An 18,129-nucleotide genomic window follows, 5' to 3' on the forward strand; every position below is an offset into this window, starting at 1 on the left:
CTTGGACTTGGTGCGCCGCCAGGGACTCGAACCCCGGACCCGCTGATTAAGAGTCAGCTGCTCTAACCAACTGAGCTAGCGGCGCGTGTTGCGATGGGTAGACATTAGCAGGCGGATGGGGTGATCAAAAAATCGGGAGGTGGGGGATGAAGGGGTAGGGAGGGGGTGTGGGCCAGGTCTTGGGGAGGACTCTTTGGAGGACGCGGGGAGGACGCCTCTTTCCGGACATGTGCAAAGTGGTCCCCGCGTGTAGCTCACGACGGGTACCGTCGGGATCACGGGCCGCCACGCTTTGCTTGGTTGTAGGTTGACGGTCCGAAACCGTGGGCCGCGCATCTCTGGGGAGGACGCCGATGGCCATGCGGCAGGGTGGCGGCTCCTCCATGCCGGGGAACGTGCGTCTCAAAGCGCTGCGCCACGCCAAGGGGTGGGTCTCACAGCAGCAGCTCGCGGATGCCTTCGAGAAGAAGGCGCTGGAATGCGGGTTGCGGCTCGCCGTGAGTGTGCGCCAGGTGCGGCGGTGGGAGAGTGCGGACCCACCGTGGCCGACGCCGGACTACCAGAAGGTGCTGCAGGAGCTGTTCGGCTGCCAGTTGGCGGACCTGGGGTTCACGCCGCCGTGGCAGGCCGATCTTGATGCGGCGGGACCGGCGCCTGGGGCGGGGTTGCCGCCGCAGCATCCGCGGGGGTACGTGTCGGGCCCGGTGAACGGGTCGGCGGATACGCCGAGGCCGCCTCCGCGGTCGGGAGGGTACCGGTTCACGCCGCGGGCGCAGCGGACGCCCGAGGACGGGCGGGAGCCGCCGGGGCCGCGGGTCTTACCGCGGGCGGCGGCGCCGCTGCCGGGCGGAATACCGGCCGCGCCGGGGCTCATGCCGGAGCCCGCGCATCATGTCGAGCCGAGGGCGGACTTCAACTCGCCAGGTGGGTCCCGCCGTTCGTCGGGGCTGATCCTGCCGGGGCAGGTCGGGCCGCACGGCGGACCGGTGGAGCATCCGCCGCCGCGGTCGGCGCGGCCCGATCGGCTGCGGTCCGCGACGCCGGCGTTGTTGCGGGCCGTCGACCGGGTCGAACGCGTGGGCGGTCTGCCGGACCTCACCGAGTCGGTGCCGGGCCCCGGGCGGGCCGGGCGGCTGGGGTCGCCGGTGGCGGACCAGTACGCGCGGCTGACCGCGTCGTACCGGCAGATGTACTGGGTCGCCCCTGCTCTGATGACGTACGACCCGGTGGTGAGCCATGTGCTGCTGGGCGACAAGCTGTTGAAGGCGCCGGGACCCGCGCGGCCGCGCCGTGTGCTGGCGGCTTCGGTGTCCGAGACGGCGCTGCTCGCGGGGCGTATCGCCTTCTTCGACCTGGGCAGCGAGCAGATAGCGCGGCGGTTCTACCAGTTGGCCGACCAGGCGGCGTACGAGGCGCAGGAACCGCTGCTGCGCCAGGCGGTGTTCGCGCACCAGGCGTTCATGCCGGCCTTCGCGGGACGGGCGGCCGAGGCACGGGCGATGATCGCGCGGGCGAACAACCCTGGTGCGCTTGCGGATGCGGGTGCTCCCGCGCTGATGCGGTCGTGGTTGTGTTCGGTGAACGCCGAGATCGAGTCCACGATCGGCGACAAGGACCTCGCGCTGCACCTGATGGACCGGGCCGAGGATCTGCTCTGCCATCCTGACGAGCACGAAGTCCCGGCCTGGCTGGACTTCTTCGACTCTTCGCGCCTGTGGGGTTTCCGGGGCGCGGCGGAGCTGGCCGCGAAGCGGTACGACGCCGCGCGCGACGCCCTGACCGACGCCCTCGGGGACCTCCCGGCCAACTCGGCGAAGCAGCAGGCCGTGACGTGTGCCGACCTCGCCCGGGTCGCCGCCGCCAGCGGCGACGTCGACGAGGCGAGCGGCATGTTGTCGCGGGCGCTCGACGCGTTGAGCAAGCAGTGGTACTCGCTTGCGATGGACCGGGTTTGGGACGTCCGGCGCGAACTGGAGCCGTTCAAGAACGCGCACTGCATCCGGCGCCTCGACCAAGAGCTTGTGGCATGGCAGAAGGGGGGACCGCCGGTTCTCGAGGTGGTGGAGGAGGACGGGCTCCCGCCGGGCCTGCTCTGAGAGTTCCACGCGGACTTCACCCCGGGTGGCCTGCGTTGTCGCACACATGGGACACACTGTGGCGGGACCGCATCAGCCTCACGACGGTACGGAGCCGCAGACCACGACATGGGCACCACCGACTCACGACTCGACCTGCTGCGGGGGTCGTTGCCGACGCGCAACCACAATGCGCGCACGGTGGCGGCACTCGCCGCCAACCCCGGCTGTGCGCGACGCGGTGTGATGGACGCCGCCGGGATAGACAAGACCGTGCTGGCCACCCGCCTGGGGTTCCCGGTGGCGTACGGCCAGTCCCCCTTCGCGATCGTGCGCGGACACGCGTTCGAGGCGCTGGTGAAGGAGGACGCGGGCGCCGGTCTGCGCGCGCTGCTCCACGAGGCCCTCGGCGTCACGCCGGAGGACGTCGTCGAGGGCGACTACGCCGAGCTGGGGGGCGATCCGGCCGAGGACGCGCCTGAAGGAGCCGCTCAACGCCCCGGGCGCGAAGAGCGTGTCGCGCGCACCCGGACCGCGCTCCGGCGTGCGCTGGAGACCGCGCGCCCCGGCCTGTGCGCGATCCTCGACCATCCGCTGCTGCCCCTGGACGTCGCCGGGACCCGCGCGTACCTGGAGCCGGACGCCATGGCGTGCCTGGTGGCCGGGCGGCTGCACGTCGTCGAGATCAAGTCCTTCTCGGTGATCGACGGTGTCGCGGACCCGGCCAAGCTCGCGTCGGCGGCCCGGCAGGCGGCGGTGTACGTGCTGGCCCTCCAGCAGACCGCGGCCCATCTCGGCCACCCGCCCGAGGTCGTGTCCACCGACGTCGTGCTGGTCTGCCCGCGGGACTTCTCGAACCAGCCGACCGCGGCGCTGCTCGACATCCGCAAGGAGCTCGCGGTGACCCGCCGCCGCCTCGCCCGCCTCGCCCGGGTGGACGACCTGCTCGACACGCTGCCGCTCGGACTGACGTTCGATCTGGACGACGCGGCGGGGCAGGCGGCCGTGGCGCGGGCGGTGGGGGCGGTCCGTGCGGAGTACATCCCGGGCTGCCTCTCGACCTGCGAGCTTGCGCATTTCTGCAGGTCCGAGGCTCGCGCGTGTGAGGGCGCGCACGGGTCCGGCGGGCTCGTGGGCACCCTCGGCACCGGGATCCGCGGCGAGCTGGGCGGGATAGAGGACATCGGGCGCGCACTGGATCTCGCAGACGGGAAGTGTGCGCCGGAGCGCGGCGAGGAGGAGATCGCGCGTCTGCTCCGGCGCGCGGAAGCCCTGCGGCGTGAGGTGCTGGCCGAGGCCGCGGCCGGCGGGGGCGCAGCGAGTGCAGGCAACACAGGAAGCGCAGGGAACGCAGGAAGCGCGTCAGGCACCGTGAACGTGTCAGGGACAGTGGGCTCAGCGGAGGCAGGCATGACCGGGGCGACAGGCGCCGGCGGGGCGGCCGGGGCGGCCGGGGTGGTCGGCCAGGGCGGGACGGCCAAGGCGGGCGGGCTCGCCGGAGCGGTCGGAGGAGTCTCGTGAGCGCGGTCTCGGCGCTCGGCCGCCTCAGGGCCGCCGCCACCGGGTACGCGCAGCCCGCGGCGACCGTGCGCCACCGCCACCTGTCCGACCGGCCCGTGGTGTTCGTGCCGTACACGATGTCCGGCGAGGCGTTCGCGCCGCTCGCGGCCCTCGTCGGCGACGACCCGGCCGCGCCGCACCTGCTCGTGGTCCCCCAACCGCGCGACCGCCAACGCCGGTTCGCGCACGTCGCCGGGCTCGCGACGGTGCTCCTGCCGTACCTCACCGAGTACATCGACACGACGGAGACGGTCGAGCGGCGCAACGACGACGCGTACGAACGCGCGCTCGACGCACCGCAGATCATCGTCCCGTCGAGCGGCGGCATCGAGTACATGCGCCTGCTCGGGCGTTCGACGCGTTTCCGGCGCAGCGAGGGCGAGTACGCGGTGCACCCCGACGTCCCGCTGCTCGGCCGCTGGGCCACCTGGCTGGCCGACCGCGCGCGTACGCCGGGCTCCTGCGTCCTCTTGGCCCTCACCGACCTCCTGACGCAGACCTGGGCGACCGGCCAGAGCGATCTGGAGAACGGCGAACTCGCGGCGCTGATGGGGTGGATCGACCCCGACCCCGGGCGTTCCGGGGCCGTGACGGCCCGGGAGGCGGAAGGGGCGCCGCCCGCGGGCCCGGCGTCCGCACCGGAGTTCGACCAGAAGCTCGCGCCGCTGATCGCCACGTACGACGCCGCCGAGCGTGCCGAGGACCCGCACGTGTCGGCGCGCGCGGAGGAACGCATCCGCGACGCGCTCGGTGCCGAGCTCATGCCGACCTGGCGGCGCGTGTGGCGTGGCCTGGAACTGCTGCGCGAACTCCCGGTCGGCGCCTCGGTGGCGGGCCGCTGGGAGACGGACCGCATGTCGTACAGCCTCTTCGCGGCGGACCTGCAGAGCCCGGACTCGCGTCCTCAGCCGCGCGTGCCCGGTGCGGTCGCCGCGGCGCAGCAACTCCACCGGCGCGAGCAGGCGCAGGCCCGCCTGGAGACCGAACAACTGCGCGACGACCCGCTGTTGATGGCGGGTGCGCGCCTGGTCGGTCAGGCCTTCCGCGGCCGGATCGTCTCGGTCGAGGCGGACCGCATGGTGACCGAACCGGGGAAGAAGCTGGCCCGGCCGCGACCGCTCATGGTGGTGCAGACGTCGGACGACCCGCTTCTGCCCCTGGACACCGAACTGGAGTGCGTCGAACGCCCCAAGGCCAAAGCCAAGTTGATCGCGGTCGCGGAAGGGCCGGGGGATACGCGTGAGGTACGCATCGAACTGACGGGCGGCATGGGGCGCGGCAAGACGCCGGAGGATGGGAGCGTTCCCGAGCCGGGCGACCTGCTGTGCTGGACGGTGGCCGCCTCCGGTTTCCGTGGCGGCCCCAAGTGGCCGTCGGCGGAGGAGACTCCGTGGACCCACGGCGGCCCGCCGGAGCCGCGTCCGGCGCCTGCCGACGAGAGCGCGCCGAGGGAGCCGGACGAGGAGGAACTGGCCGCCGCGCAGGAGGAGTGGGCATGACCGCACGGGCGGGCGACACGAACGCGGGCAACACGAACCCGGACGGCGCGAACGCGGACGGCGCGAACCCGGGCGACACGAACGCGCGCAACGCGAACCCGGACGACACGCACCCGGGCGACACGAACGCGGGCAACGCGAACACCGGCAGCAAGACGGGCACAGGCAAGGCGAACGAGGCGGCGGCGTGAACGACATCTCCCAGGACCCCGGCAAGGCAGCGGGACGCGTCACCGCCGCCGTGCTCGCCGACCTCGCGTCCGGCCGCCACCGCGGCGTGGTCGTGGACTCCCCGCCCGGCGCCGGGAAGTCCACGCTGGTGGTGCGGGCCGCGGCGGAGATCGCCGGGCGCGGCGACCGGCTCATGATCGTCGCGCAGACCAACAACCAGGTCGACGACCTGCTGCTGCGCCTGGCCGAGGAGCACCCGAACCTCGTGCTCGGCCGCCTGTCGGCCGCCGACTACCGCCCCGGCGAGGACCTCGCGGCCACGCCCGTGCAGATCGCGGGCAAGGCCGGCGACCTCGACGGCTGCGAGATCGTGGTGTCGACGGCCGCCAAGTGGGCGCTGGTGGACGACCGGCGCTGGGCCTGGGCGATCGTGGACGAGGCGTACCAGATGCGGTCGGACGCGCTGCTCCTTGTCGCGCGGTTGTTCGACAAGGCGCTGTTCGTGGGCGACCCGGGCCAGTTGGACCCGTTCGCGACCGTCGACGCGGGGCAGTGGCACGGGCTGACGTACGACCCCTCGCAGAGCGCCGTGGCCGTCCTCCGCCGCCACAACCCCGACCTTCCGGTGCACCGGCTGCCGGTGTCATGGCGGCTGCCGGCGACCGCCGCGCCCCTCGTTTCGGAGGCGTTCTACCCGTTCACGCCGTTCCGCTCCGGCACCGAACGCGGGGAGCGCAGGCTGCACTTCGAGGCCGGCCACCGCAAGGACGCGTACGACGAAGTCGTCGACATCGCCGCGGACTCCGGCTGGGGCCTGCTGGAACTGCCGCCCGGGTTCACCCTCCCGTCGGACGACGAGACCGTACGCACCGTGGCCACCCTCGCCGCCCGCGTACTCGCCCGCCACGGGACCGCCGTGTCGGAACGCGGCGAAAACCCCCTGGACGCGGGCCGGATCGCGGTCGGCGTCAGTCACCGCGAGCAGCGGTCGCGCGTCGAGGCGGCGCTGGTACGCCTGGAGGCGGAGGTCCCGGGCGCGCGCAACATCGTGGTCGACACCGCAAACCGGCTCCAGGGACGGGAGTTCGACGTCACGGTCTTCCTCCACCCGTTGTCCGGGCGGCGCGACGCCACCGCGTTCCACCTGGAGACCGGGCGCCTGTGCGTGCTCGCGTCCCGGCACCGCCACGCGTGCCTCGTGGTCGCCCGCGCCGGAATCCCCGAACTGCTGGACGCCCACCCGTCGTCCGAGCCGGTGCACCTCGGCCTGCCGGTGTCGTTCCCGGACGGCTGGGAGGCGAACCAGGCGGTCCTGGGCACTCTCGCGGACAACCGCGTGGAGTTGTGACGCGCGTCAGTCGCCGCGCTTGGCGATCAGCCGCTCGCCGTACTCGATCATCTTGACCGTGTACGCCTCGCTCCACCCCGTCCGACCCGCGATCTGCGCCGGTTCGAGCCGGTCGAACCGCCGCCGGTCGGCCAGCCGCGCCACCGCTATCGCCTGGTAGTCGACGGCACGGTCCGCGGCGGCCCGGAAGGCCTCCGTGAGCTGCGTGGCGCGGTCGAGCATGACCTCGGGGTCGGTGAGGTCGTCCAGGTCGAAGAACCGCTCTTCCTCGCGCTCGAACACGGCGGGTTCGAACAGCAGCCGCGCGGGACGAATGCGTGGCTTCGACGGCTCTGGCGGCATGACTTACTCCTCCTGCGTGTTCGCGGGCCCCCCGTCACAACGATGTGGGCATGCCCACTGGCGTTGCGACTACGCACACGACCGGCCGGTAACCGCGATCTTGCGGGGGCCGTACGTCCCGAACGCTCACGTCAATCATGCACGAGAGGGGCAAATCGCCGCTTGCGGTGATCGATTGCCGGGGTGACGCGTCGTGTCGGCGATGCACCCGCGGCGTCGACGCGCCGGAGCAGGCGACGTAGCGGACCGAGCAGGCGACGTACCCGCGGCGACGGAGCGGCCGCGCACATGCGACGGTTCCCCGACCTGACGGTGGTCGGGGAACCGGCTCGGGTTGTGGGGCGCGGACGTTCGCCCGCGTCGCGTTCGCCTGCCCGCGACGTGACAGAGCCCGGCCTGCCGGGCCGGGTCCTGTCGCCGGGGATCGCGCTACGGAGGTCGCGCTTCCCGGATCGCGGCTGCCGACCACTGGGGGGTGGGACCGGCACAGGGATGCCGCGGGAGCGGGGCGTGTGGCGTGGCGGCGCCGGGAAGCCCCAGGGAAGTTCGGTGTGCGTCGGAAGTTCGGTATGCGTCGGTCGAAGGTCCTTGCGGTACGAAGGTTTTGCCGACGTCGGCGCGTGGTTCACGGCCTGGCCGGCGGGGGCGGCGGTTGGAGCGAATCGAGCGGACAAGCGACCGAAGTACGTGCGACAGGCTGTGCGGGTGCGGCAACTGCGGCCGGGTTCAGCCGCGTTCAAATGCGCTGCTGTCCTGGCGGTCCACGCGGGCCGGACGGTCCACGGGATCCGCGCGGTCCACACGATCCGCGCGGTTCCGGTCGATCAAGTGGTTCAGGCAGTGCGCATGCTTCCGGTGGCGCAAGTGGTGCAGTACCGGCCGAGGCGAGTCGGACAAGGGGGAGCCGCTCAGTCAGGAACCTCGGCCGGTACGAATGTGGGGGTCTCTCAGGAGACCCGTGGCCGGGAGTCGGCGAGCGTTCTCGCCGCCTCCGCTATGGCGGCCCGTACGTGGTGCAGCGCGGTGAGCCGCCCTTCGGGGCTGGGCGGGACCAGCCACACCAGCGGCCCGTCCTCGCAGTCCGCGGGGGGCACGGTGATCCACGCCCCGCGGCCGTGGTGGCGCGGGCCTACCGCGCGCTGCCGGGCCGCAGGGGCGGCGGTCGCAGGAGGGACCAGGAACCCGATGCGGCGGTAGCGCCGGTCGGAGATCACCGGTCCCACCGCGACGCGGTGGGCGTACAGGGCTCCCAGGGCCTCGAATCCGAGCCGGTCCTCGACCTCGATGACATCGAAGGTCTCGCCGGCCGCGACAAGGCGCGGAGCGTGCGGGTTCCGGATCATGTCCTGCGGCACCACGGCCGTCCTGCTGCGGTTGACGTCGGCGTTCAACGGAGGCGTCCTCTCTCGTCGGTGCGTGGGCCGTGGTCCGAGCCGTGGGTGTCGTTCCTGTCGTTCCTGTCGTGCGGGTCCCCGTCGTGCTGGTGCCTGTCGTGTTCGTCGTTTCTGTCGGAGCTTTCGAACCGACCGAACCTGCCGAATTGTTCGGGAAGTTCGTGTTCCGCGGTGCGATGGTTCCGGGTTCATCGTGAGCTTGTCGGGCAGTTCGTTCGCCGGACGGTGCGGGTGTGCCGTGTCCGGCACCAGGCCTGACGTTGTGTCAGGACGTCCTCCTGTGCGTCCTCCCGTCGTCCTGACATCGATGCAATCAGGTCGGCACCGTGTGTGACGAGGTCGCCGCCGGGGACTCCTGGAGGACTCGTGGAGGACTCTTGGCCCCTAAGGGGCCTCAACCAATAGCGGCACCGGTCCTCGGGCGGCCAGGATCGTGAACCAGCAGCCCTCCCCCTCCTTCTCCTTCCGCAGTCCGGCCCCGGCGACGGCGACGTCGCGGGTGTCGGTGCGGTGCGGGCATGCCCTTCATCACGATGCGCGTGGAGGACGCGGTGCAACGACGAAGCTTTCTTGCCGGTGCCGCCGGCGTGGCCGCAGGAGTAAGTGCGGGCACGCAGGGCCGCGCTGCGGCCGGCACCCGCGATCCCGGCCGCAAATCCGTCCACGGTTCGGGGGCCGCCGACCCCGCGGCGTACGCCCGGACCACCGCCCGCCTGCGCGAGGAGTACTGGACCCAGGAGCCGGCCCACCTGCTGCCCAAGGTGGCGCGGCACGTCCGCACGGGTGCCGGTCTCATGGCCGGCCGACCGGACCCGCGGCTTGCCGCCGCGGTGGCCGAATCGGCGCTGCTGGTCTCCCGCATAGCCTTCTTCGACCTGCAACTGGGCGAAAAGCAGGTCGAATCCTGGCAGGACCTCGCCCTCGCGGCGGCCGACACGGCCGGCGACGGGGCGCTCGGCGCCGCCGTGCTGGGCCACATGGCCTTCGCCCCGGCCTGGTCGGGGCGCGGCAGCGAGGCGCGCGGTCGTCTCGACGCCGCCCGCGACTGTGCGACGCGCGGCGACGCGGGGCCGGTCATCCACGCGTGGCTCGATGCCGTCGCGTCCGAGGCGGAGGTACGCCTCGGCAATCCCGGTGGCGCGTTCCCGCTGCTCGACCGGGCCGCGGACGCCCTGCACCCGGCCCGGACCGCGACCGGTTCGTGGTCCGCGTCGGGACCGCCCGCGTGGCTGGACTGGTTCTCGGGGCCGCGCCTCGACGGATTCCGGGGCGCCGCGGAACTCGCGGCCGGGCGTACCGACCATGCGAAGGCCACGCTGCACCGTACGCTCGCGGGGCTCGCCCCCGACGCGGACAAGCAGCGCGCGGTCACGCTGGCGGACCTGGCGGCGGCGTCCGCGGCGGCCCGGGAGCCCGAGGACGCGTGCGGGCTCCTGCACCGCGTCCTGGGGCTCGTGGAGCGCCAGGGCTATGCGACCGCGGTGGACCGGGTGCGCACGGTACGCGCCGCCCTCTCCCCGTGGGCCGGGGAGCCCTTCGTCGCGGAACTGGACGACCGCCTGGCGGCCGGCCACGCCGAGTCCTCCGCGCGTCCGCGCCCTCGTCCCGAGCCGGTCCCGGACCTCCCGGACCTCCCGGACCTTTCCGACGTCGCCGATCTCCCCGGCCCCCCGGATCCGGCCGCCTGACGGCCGTTCCGAGGCGCGCACGGTCAGGGCTTCGCGGAACCCTCGATCCCGCCTGCTTCCACGGGGCCGGACACCTTTGCGGCGGGCCCCTCGCGTGGCGGACACGGCACGCTGCCTCCCCACGATCCGCCGTCGCCGCCGGCCCGGGACCCCCGATCCCGGACCGGCCGCCTTGCACTTCTCACTGCACGTTTCACTGCGTCTCGCTGCGCGTCTCACCGCACGTCCGCACGGCTCACTGCGCGATTGATCGCGCCGTCGGCGTCCCCGGGGTGTCCTTCGCGCCGTCCGCGCTCTTCCGGCCGTTGCCACTGCCCTTGCCCTTGCCACTGCCATTGCCGTTGGCACCAGCACCGGCACCGGTGCCCCTGCCGGTCAAGCGGCCCATCTCGCCCGGGAGTTCGTCGAGCGACGTGAGAAGGACGTCGGCCACCTCGCGCAGCTCGGTGTCGGCCGCGACGAGCATGCCCCACGGGCCGCGCTTGACGTGCGCGGTACGCAGGCCCGCGCGGTGCGCCGGGCGCACGTCGTTGTCGAGGCGGTCGCCGACGTACAGGATCTCGTCGGCCGGGTACGGGCAATCCTCGACCAGCCGCTCGAAGAACTCCGCGTCGGGCTTGACCACGCCCCAGTCGTCGGAGGTCGCGACGAGGTCGACGCCCAGGTCGAGGCCCCGCAGGATCGATCCGGCATTGACGGTCTGGTTTCCGGCGACCCCGAGCCACAGGCCCATGCCCTGCAGGGCTTTGAGGCAGGGCCGGACGTCCTGGTAGAGGTCGTCCTCCCCGAACCATTCCGGGCGCCCCGCGGCGGCCCGGGCGGCGCGTTCGGACTCCAGGTCGAAGCCGGGTCGAAACCGTTGGAAGGTTTCGCGGTAATCGAGGCCCTGGGCCAGCACCATGCCGAAGACCGCGGAGAAGGTGTGTCTGGGCACCCCCAGCCAATCGGCCCAGGTGCCGTACTCACGGCTCTCGTCGACCAGGGTCTCACCCACGTCGAACACCACCGCGTTGATCCTCATGCGACTGCTCCTGCTCCCGTCTCCGGCCCCTTTGGCGGACGCGATTCGGGCGACTCGGGCGACCCGGGTGGCGCGGGACCACCCAGACGGTATCGCGGTACGGGCCGTGGGGGACCGGCTTACCGTGCGTCCGGTTGGGGGGCACGTGGCGGACGGGTGACGGCGCGCGCCCGCGCGGCGGGGGAGTCCGGGGGCCGCGTACGCCGGAGCGCGCCGTTCCGGAACCGGCCCGACAGCCCGCCGACCATTGATGACACGTGTCGCACGTGATAGAACCGGTTTCACTTTTGGGGCTCGCTCCCGGGCCTCACGGACCGTACCGGGCCCCGGGCAAACCCGAAGCACCCGTCGCAAACGCGGCACGGATACCGGAGGTTGTCGTGGCCGACTCCGATGAGGTCGCCCGCCCGCAGGTCAGCAACCGCGACCTGAACGAGGTGCACGACCGGCTCGTCTCGTGGCTCGCGGGACGTCTGCCGGACGGGGCCGACCCCCACGTCTCGGAGCTCAGCATCCCCGCGACCAACGGCATGTCCAGCGAGACACTGCTGTTCGACGCGACCTGGACCGAGGACGGCGCGACGCGCGCCGAGCGCTGCGTGGTCCGCATGCGCCCGGCGCTGGAGGCCAAGCCCGTCTTCCCGACGTACGACCTCGACAAGCAGTACCGCGTCATGACCCTCGTGGGCGAGCGCTGCGGCATCCCGGTGCCGAAGCTGCTGTGGAACGAGCCGGACGAGGCACCGCTCGGCGCTCCCTTCTTCGTGATGGGGCGGGCGGACGGCGCCGCACCGCCGGATGTCATGCCGTACACGATCGACAGCTGGCTGCTCAAGGCGGACCCGGCCGACCGCCGCCGCCTGCAGGAGGCGTCCGTCGCGATCGTCGCGGAGATCCACGGTATCGAGGCGACCCCCGAGGAGATCGCGTTCCTGCAGCTGGAGCAGCCCGGCGACTCCGCGCTGCGCCGCCACCTGAACGACCTCAAGGCGTTCTACGAGTGGGGCATCGAGGGGCGCCGCGTACCGCTGCTGGACCGGGCCTTCACCTGGCTGGAGGACAACTTCCCGGAGGACCCGGGCGCCGACGTCATCAGCTGGGGCGACGCGCGCATCGGCAACATCCTGTACGTCGACTTCGCGCCCACCGCCGTCCTCGACTGGGAGATGGCCGCGGTCGGCCCGCGCGAACTCGACCTCGCGTGGATGGTGTTCATCCACGACTTCTTCCAGGACATCGCCACGCGGTACGGCGGCCTGCCGGGCATCCCCGACCTGCTGCGCCGCGAGGACGTCTACGCCCAGTACGAGCGGCTCACCGGCCACACCCCCGTCAACACGCACTACTTCGAGGTGTACTCGGCGGTCCGGCACGGCGTCGTCATGGCCCGCATCGCGCACCGCCAGGAGTTCTTCGGCGAGCGCGTCATGCCGGAGGACCTGGACGAGACCGTCCTGCACCGGGCGCTCATCGAGAAGATGCTCGAAGGCACGTACTGGGACTCGCTCTCGGCCGCAACCGAGTCCGCCGGCACCACGGAGGAGACCGCCCAGTGAACCCGATAGGCCAGTTGATCGCCGCGGACGAGGGCTTCACCCACCAGGTCACCGAGACCTTCGGCTCGGTCGGCACCACCGACCCCTCGTGGACCGAGAAGGTCTGCGCGATGGCGGCGGCCCGCGACGGCAGCCTCCAACTCGGGTTCGGCCTGGGCAAGTACACGAACCGCAACGTCATGGACGGCTACGCGGGTGTGTCGCGCGGCGTCGAGCAGGTGACCGTACGCGCGTCCCGCCGCCTGTCGCCCGAGCCGACGCGCACCGAGATCGGCCCGGTCAAGTACGAGGTCCTCGAACCGCTCAAGGTCGTCCGCTTCGTGCTGGAGCCGAACGACGCGCAGCCGATCGCCTTCGACTGGACCTTCGAGGCCGTCGTGCCGCCGGTGTGCGAGGAGCGCACGCACAACCGGCGCGCCTACCGCGTCGCCGCCGACCTGGTGCGCTACCACCAGACCGGGGTGGCGCACGGCTGGGTCGAGGTCGACGGCGAGCGCACCGAGATCACCCCGGACACCTGGGTCTCCACGCGCGACCACTCGTGGGGCACCCGCTACGACGTCGGTACGCCGGCCTCCGACCTGGAGCCGGCCGGCATGCCCCCCTCGGCGTCGTTCCGCATGATCTGGTCCCCGGTGCTGATGGAGCGCCCGGACGGCAGCCGGTACGCGCTGTTCCTGCACTACCAGATCACCACCGCACCCGGGTTCTCCCAGAAGCGCGTCACCGGCGGGGTCGAGCACCCGGACGGACGCGTGGAGGAGTGGGCCGACCTGGTGCCCGAGCTGTCGTACGACCCGGTCAACCGGCGGCTGCGGGGCGGCAAGGTGCACGCCACTATGGCCGACGGCTCGGCGCGTCCGCTGCAGATCGAGGTGGTCTCGGACACCGGCTTCCACCTCGGCGGCGGGCTGTACTTCGGGCTCGACGGACACCACCACGGCGAGTGGCGCGGCGAGCTCCACGTCGAGGGCGACCGGGTCGCGGACTGCTCGACGCCGGAGCAGGCGCGGCGGCTGCACCAGATCCGCGACACGGTGATCCGCGTCACCGACCCGGTCGGCGGAGGTGTCGGATGGGGCAACTGCCAGCCGATCATCACGGGCGCGGACGCGTCGCTCGGCCTGACCGAGGAGACGTCCTTCATGTAGTCCGGCGGGTGTCCGAGCCCCATGCCACGGCAGGGCATCGGCGCTGTTCAGACGGCCCGCGCGCGTCCGATCGGGCATCGGTTCGACGCGCGCGGGCCGCCTCCGCTCTTGCGGCCCTGGGAAGTTCACCCGCACGGGTGGTGGTGTGTGATCGGCGACATCCGCCGGACATGCCCCCCTGACTTGCCGGTAGCATGAACCACCGGGGCGATGCTCCGGTGTTCCAGTGCCGGAGGTGCGCCATGACGATCGGGGGGATCGACCCGCCCGTAGGCGCGGGCGCGCGAGATGTGACGCCCCGTCCGGTCGATGCGCGCCCCGACAAGCGCGGGGAAGCCTCGGCCACGAATCCCGACCGGGCGAGCCGTGCCGCCCGCCGCCCCGTGCAGCGGCTGAGCCTCGCCGCCGCGACGTTCCTCATCGGCGGCAACCGCAGACGCAGCCCCGAGGCACTCGAAACGCTGATCCCGCTGGTCCAGGTGCACCGTTCGCACCACCCGAAGGCGGACCTCGCACTGCTGCAACGCGCCTTCGTGGTCGCGGAGTTGTCGCACCGTGGCCAGATGCGCAAGAGCGGCGAGGCGTACATCACGCACCCGCTCGCCGTCGCGACCATCCTCGCCGAGCTGGGCGCGGACACCACCACGCTGGTCGCCGCCCTCCTGCACGACACCGTCGAAGACACCGACCTGACGCTGGACACCGTCCGGGAGTCCTTCGGCGACGACGTCGCGCACCTCGTCGACGGCGTCACCAAGCTGGAGAAGGTCGACTTCAACAACCGGCAGGAGGCCGAGGCCGAGACCATGCGCAAGATCCTCGTGGCCACCGGCCGCGACTTGCGCGTGACGGTCATCAAACTCGCCGACCGGCTGCACAACATGCGGACCATCCGGCACATGCGCCGGGCCAGTCAGATCCGCATCGCCGAGGTCACCCGCGACGTCTTCATCCCGCTCGCCGAGCGCCTGGGCATCCACGTCGTCAAGACCGAGCTGGAAGACATCGTCTTCGCGACGCTGAAACCCGACGAGCACGCCGGCATCGTGCGGGTGCTGGCCGAGCAGGCCGCCAAGCGAGACGAGGCCGCCGCGGCCCTCGCCGGGTCGGTACGCCGCGCGCTGCGCGACGCTGGCATCGACGCGCAGGTCACCCCGCGCTCCCGGCACCACGTCTCGGCCCGCCGCGTCCAGGTGCGTCGCGGCGACGCGCCGCTCGGGCCGTTCGACCTGTCGCGGCTCATGGTCGTCGTCGACGCGGACACCGACTGCTACGGCGCGCTCGGGGTCATGCACACCTGTTGGACGCCGCTCGCGGGGGAGTTCAAGGACTTCATCGCGACCCCCAAGTTCAACCTGTACCAGTCGCTGCACACCGCCATCTCGCTGCCCGGCGGCGAGGTCGTCGAGGTCCTGATCCGCACCCGGCGCATGCACCGCCTCGCCGAGTTCGGCGTCGTCGCGCATACCGCGGAGGACACCGACGGTTCCGACGGCCGGGGTCAGCTGGAGTGGCTGCACCGGCTGTTGACCTGGCAGGGCGGCATCCCCGACGCGACGGCCTTCTGGTCGCAGCTCACCGCCGACCTGTCGGCCGACCGCGAGCTGCTGGTGTTCACACCTGGAGGCCGCCCGCTTACGCTGCCGGCCGGATCGACGTGCGTCGACGCCGCGTATGCGATCGGCGAGCAGACCGGCCACCGCTGTATCGGCGCACAGGTCAACGGCCGTCTTGTAGCCCTCTCCTCGGTGCTCGCGGACGGCGAGACGGTATCGATCATCACGGCCCCGCCTTCCGGCGCGGGCCCTTCTCGTGAGTGGCTCGGTTTCGTCCGCAGTCCGCTCGCGCGCGTGGCCATCCAGGGCTGGCTGGCCGAGCACCCCGACCCGGCGCCGGACGCCGCCGCGATGCCGGCAAGGATGCCGCCGGGGATCCCCGCGGAGATGATCCCCGGGATGCCGGGGCGGCACGAGGCGCCGACCGACCAGTCCTTCGGCAACCTGGCCGCGTCGAGCGAGGCGGCCCCGGCGGTCCTCGCCGAACAGGACGCGGGCGAGACCCTGGTGTCGGTGCCCGGCTCGCCCGGTGCGCCGGTGCGCCTCGCCCGCTGTTGCACCCCGGTACCGCCCGACGAGCTCGCCGGCTTCGTGATCCGGGGCGGTACGGTCGCCGTGCACCAGCGCGACTGCGCGAACGTGCAGCAGATGATCCGGGCCGGGCGCGACATCGTGACGGCGGCGTGGCTGCCGCATCAGGCCGAGCGCGGTTACCGCGTCACGGTGCAACTCGAAGCGCTCGACCGGCCCAGGCTCCTGGCCGACGTCACCGCCGCGATCGACGCGGCGGGGGCGGACATCACGTCGGCGTCGATCGCGCCGCCGCAGCAGATGCGGGTGCGGCAGACGTACACGATCCGTCTGGCGGACCTGGCCAGCCTCCCGCGCCTGCTGAAGGCACTGCGGCGCGTGCAGGGTGTGTACGACGTCTATCGCGCGCGGCCGAGAATCCACCCGAGGGTCGCGGAGTCCCCGGGCGAGGTGTAGCGCCGACGAGGGACGGCCCCAGGCGAGGCACCGCCCTGGGCGGCGGCCTGAAAGCGCATTGGTGTTCGCCGCTCGCGGGCCGGGGCTCTTATGCCTCGGTGACGCCGACGCCGCGCAGTTGGTCGTTGAAGCGCGCGAGGTGGTCCGCGAGAACGTCCAGTTCCTCGGGCGGCCAGGTGGAGAAACGGTCCTCCAGGACGGCGATGGTACGTCGGCGCGCGTCGGCGAGGCGGTCGCGGCCGTCCTCGGTGAGCGTGATCAGGTGCGAGCGCCGGTTGGCCGGGTCGGTCGTACGGGCGATCGCGCCGGCTTCCTCGAGCGCGGTCAGCTGCCGACTGACGGTCGTTTTGTCGAGGCTGAGCTTGCAGGACAGTTCCTTGCCGGTCGACGTCCCGCGCTCCTCCAGGATCGCCAGCAGGTGGAACTCCGCCTGGGTGATGCCCGCCGCGTGCAGCGGGGGAGCCATCAGCCCGCGCAGCAGCCGCGTGGCGGCACCGACCTCACGCACCACGCGACGCCCCGCACTGTCTCTCACGGCCGTCTGCATTTGCTCGCCCACGCCGACACCCTCACCACCGACAACGCTGCCGAACACAGCGTGCCTTACAACGGTTGCTGAACACAACTGCGAGGGTCGAACGTGTGGGTGAACATACGCCGCGGCCCCGCCTGGCCCCGGCTCGGGCGTGTCCGGGGCCAGGCGGAGGAGCGGACGGGACGTATGCGGCGACCGGAGTTCCGGTCGCGCCCGGCGCTACTCGGCGGGCCAGCTGCGGAGGTGGTCGGGGAGGTCGCGGCTGACGGTGAGCCCGAAGTTCGGCGGGCGCTTCTCCAGGAACGCCAGGACGCCTTCCCGGGCGTCCTCCGACTGGCCGGCCCAGTGCAGCGCGCGCGACTCGAGCCGGTGCGCGGTCCAGGGGTCGGGTTCGGACTGCATGCCCCACAACAGCGCGCGGGTGACCGCGACGGCCACCGCGGGTGTGCGCTCCGCGATGCCGTGGGCGATCTCGTACGCGCGGTCGAGCAGGTCCTCCGGAGCGACGATCTCGCGTACGAGCCGGGCCTCGTGGGCCTCGGCGGCGTCGAACACGCGTCCCGTGAAGCACCATTCGAGCGCGCGGTCGATGCCGACGACCTTGGGCAGGAACCACGTCGAGCAGCCGTCGGGGGTGATGCCCCGGCGCGCGAAGACGAAGCCGAAACGCGCGTCGGAGGAGGCGATCCGGATGTCCATCGGCAGTGTCATGGTCGCGCCTACGCCGACCGCCGGGCCGTTGACGGCGGCGATGAGCGGCTTGGTGGAACGGAAGAGCCGCATCACGAGTTTGCCGCCGTCGTCGCGGAAGTCCTCGGGGGCGGGTTCCGGTTCGCCCGTCACCGCGGCATGCGCGGTCGCGTCGAAGGTCTGCGCGCCCTGTTCGAGGTCGGCGCCCGCGCAGTACGCCCGGCCGCTGCCGGTGAAGACCACCACGCGGATGTCGTCGTCGGCGTCCGCCCGGTCCAGGGCGTCGGAGATCTCCGCGCGCATCCGGAACGTGTAGGCGTTCATCCGGTCCGGACGGTCCAGCCGGACGGTGAGGATCCCGTCCTTGGCTTCCGTGGCGATCTGCTCGTACTCCATGGGGCGGCTCCTCCGACGCAGGCGACCTGACGAACGCTCGCTCAACACCCTGCCGTGTCCCGTCGTGGCACGCCAGCCCTTGGAGCGAAACAGGCGGTTGCCGGGAAAACTGTTCTGGTACGCCGCCTGCCGGACTACTGTGGTGCCGCTCCACCCCGGG

At 72.3% G+C, this 18,129-nt stretch carries 13 protein-coding genes, 1 tRNA gene and 1 pseudogene; 9 read left to right on the plus strand and 6 right to left on the minus strand.

All coding sequences use genetic code 11. The features are described from left to right. Positions 1 to 8: 8 nt before the first annotated feature. A tRNA-Lys gene (locus AB0C36_RS04720) sits at positions 9 to 85 on the minus strand. Between the two features lie 268 nt (positions 86 to 353). On the opposite strand from AB0C36_RS04720, the gene AB0C36_RS04725 reads away from it, so the two are divergent. The 5 genes from AB0C36_RS04725 (at position 354) to AB0C36_RS04745 (ending at position 6,653) form a co-directional block, all read left to right on the plus strand. Next, positions 354 to 2,096: an NsdA family TPR-like regulatory protein gene (locus AB0C36_RS04725; RefSeq protein WP_358349215.1), complete on the plus strand. Its 1,743-nt coding sequence runs from the start codon at positions 354 to 356 to the stop codon at positions 2,094 to 2,096. 108 nt (positions 2,097 to 2,204) lie between these two features. Continuing rightward, the gene (locus AB0C36_RS04730) at positions 2,205 to 3,596 is read left to right on the plus strand and encodes a hypothetical protein (RefSeq protein ID WP_358349218.1); all 1,392 of its coding nucleotides are present in this window, start codon (positions 2,205 to 2,207) and stop codon (positions 3,594 to 3,596) included. Further along, entirely contained in the window at positions 3,593 to 5,134 is a 1,542-nt protein-coding gene (locus tag AB0C36_RS04735) for a hypothetical protein (protein WP_358349221.1), read from the plus strand. The genes AB0C36_RS04730 and AB0C36_RS04735 overlap by 4 nt, the downstream gene beginning before the upstream one ends. Next, positions 5,131 to 5,325, plus strand: coding sequence for a hypothetical protein (locus AB0C36_RS04740; protein WP_358349224.1), 195 nt, complete (start codon positions 5,131 to 5,133; stop codon positions 5,323 to 5,325). Before AB0C36_RS04735 ends, AB0C36_RS04740 begins: the two co-directional genes overlap by 4 nt. Then, complete coding sequence (locus AB0C36_RS04745) at positions 5,322 to 6,653, plus strand: AAA family ATPase (protein WP_358349226.1); 1,332 nt, start codon at positions 5,322 to 5,324, stop codon at positions 6,651 to 6,653. The genes AB0C36_RS04740 and AB0C36_RS04745 overlap by 4 nt, the downstream gene beginning before the upstream one ends. Positions 6,654 to 6,659: 6 nt before the next feature. Here AB0C36_RS04745 and AB0C36_RS04750 read toward each other — a convergent pair whose 3' ends face one another. Beyond that, on the minus strand, positions 6,660 to 6,995 hold the full coding sequence (locus AB0C36_RS04750) for a DUF8844 domain-containing protein (RefSeq protein WP_358349229.1): 336 nt from the start codon (positions 6,993 to 6,995) through the stop codon (positions 6,660 to 6,662). Positions 6,996 to 7,942: 947 nt separating this feature from the next. Then, positions 7,943 to 8,386, minus strand: a complete 444-nt coding sequence (locus tag AB0C36_RS04755; protein ID WP_358349232.1) for a hypothetical protein — start codon at positions 8,384 to 8,386, stop codon at positions 7,943 to 7,945. A gap of 521 nt (positions 8,387 to 8,907) precedes the next feature. Here AB0C36_RS04755 and AB0C36_RS04760 point away from each other — a divergent pair. Continuing rightward, positions 8,908 to 10,077: an NsdA family TPR-like regulatory protein gene (locus tag AB0C36_RS04760; RefSeq protein WP_358349235.1), complete on the plus strand. Its 1,170-nt coding sequence runs from the start codon at positions 8,908 to 8,910 to the stop codon at positions 10,075 to 10,077. Positions 10,078 to 10,456: 379 nt separating this feature from the next. Here AB0C36_RS04760 and AB0C36_RS04765 read toward each other — a convergent pair. Beyond that, positions 10,457 to 11,098 (minus strand): annotated as a pseudogene (locus AB0C36_RS04765) (HAD family hydrolase); the annotation flags it as partial. A 380-nt stretch (positions 11,099 to 11,478) separates the two neighbouring features. On the opposite strand from AB0C36_RS04765, the gene AB0C36_RS04770 reads away from it, so the two are divergent. The 3 genes from AB0C36_RS04770 to AB0C36_RS04780 all read left to right on the plus strand — a co-directional run bounded on the left by AB0C36_RS04770 (position 11,479) and on the right by AB0C36_RS04780 (position 16,348). Continuing rightward, entirely contained in the window at positions 11,479 to 12,654 is a 1,176-nt protein-coding gene (locus AB0C36_RS04770; protein ID WP_358349238.1) for a phosphotransferase family protein, read from the plus strand. Further along, a complete protein-coding gene (locus AB0C36_RS04775; protein ID WP_358349241.1) occupies positions 12,651 to 13,805 on the plus strand; it encodes an Rv3169 family protein in 1,155 nt (384 codons plus the stop codon). Before AB0C36_RS04770 ends, AB0C36_RS04775 begins: the two co-directional genes overlap by 4 nt. A 242-nt stretch (positions 13,806 to 14,047) precedes the next feature. Beyond that, the gene (locus AB0C36_RS04780; RefSeq protein ID WP_358349244.1) at positions 14,048 to 16,348 is read left to right on the plus strand and encodes a RelA/SpoT family protein; all 2,301 of its coding nucleotides are present in this window, start codon (positions 14,048 to 14,050) and stop codon (positions 16,346 to 16,348) included. An 88-nt stretch (positions 16,349 to 16,436) separates the two neighbouring features. On the opposite strand, the gene AB0C36_RS04785 is transcribed toward AB0C36_RS04780, so the two are convergent. Beyond that, a complete protein-coding gene (locus AB0C36_RS04785) occupies positions 16,437 to 16,859 on the minus strand; it encodes a MarR family winged helix-turn-helix transcriptional regulator (RefSeq protein WP_358349247.1) in 423 nt (140 codons plus the stop codon). 243 nt (positions 16,860 to 17,102) lie between these two features. Then, positions 17,103 to 17,969 carry an enoyl-CoA hydratase-related protein gene (locus AB0C36_RS04790; RefSeq protein ID WP_358349250.1) on the minus strand — a complete coding sequence of 289 codons (867 nt, stop codon included), beginning with the start codon at positions 17,967 to 17,969 and terminating at the stop codon, positions 17,103 to 17,105. Positions 17,970 to 18,129: the final 160 nt, after the last annotated feature.

The organism is Streptodolium elevatio, from assembly GCF_040649515.1.
GTDB lineage: Bacteria > Actinomycetota > Actinomycetes > Streptomycetales > Streptomycetaceae > Yinghuangia > Yinghuangia elevatio.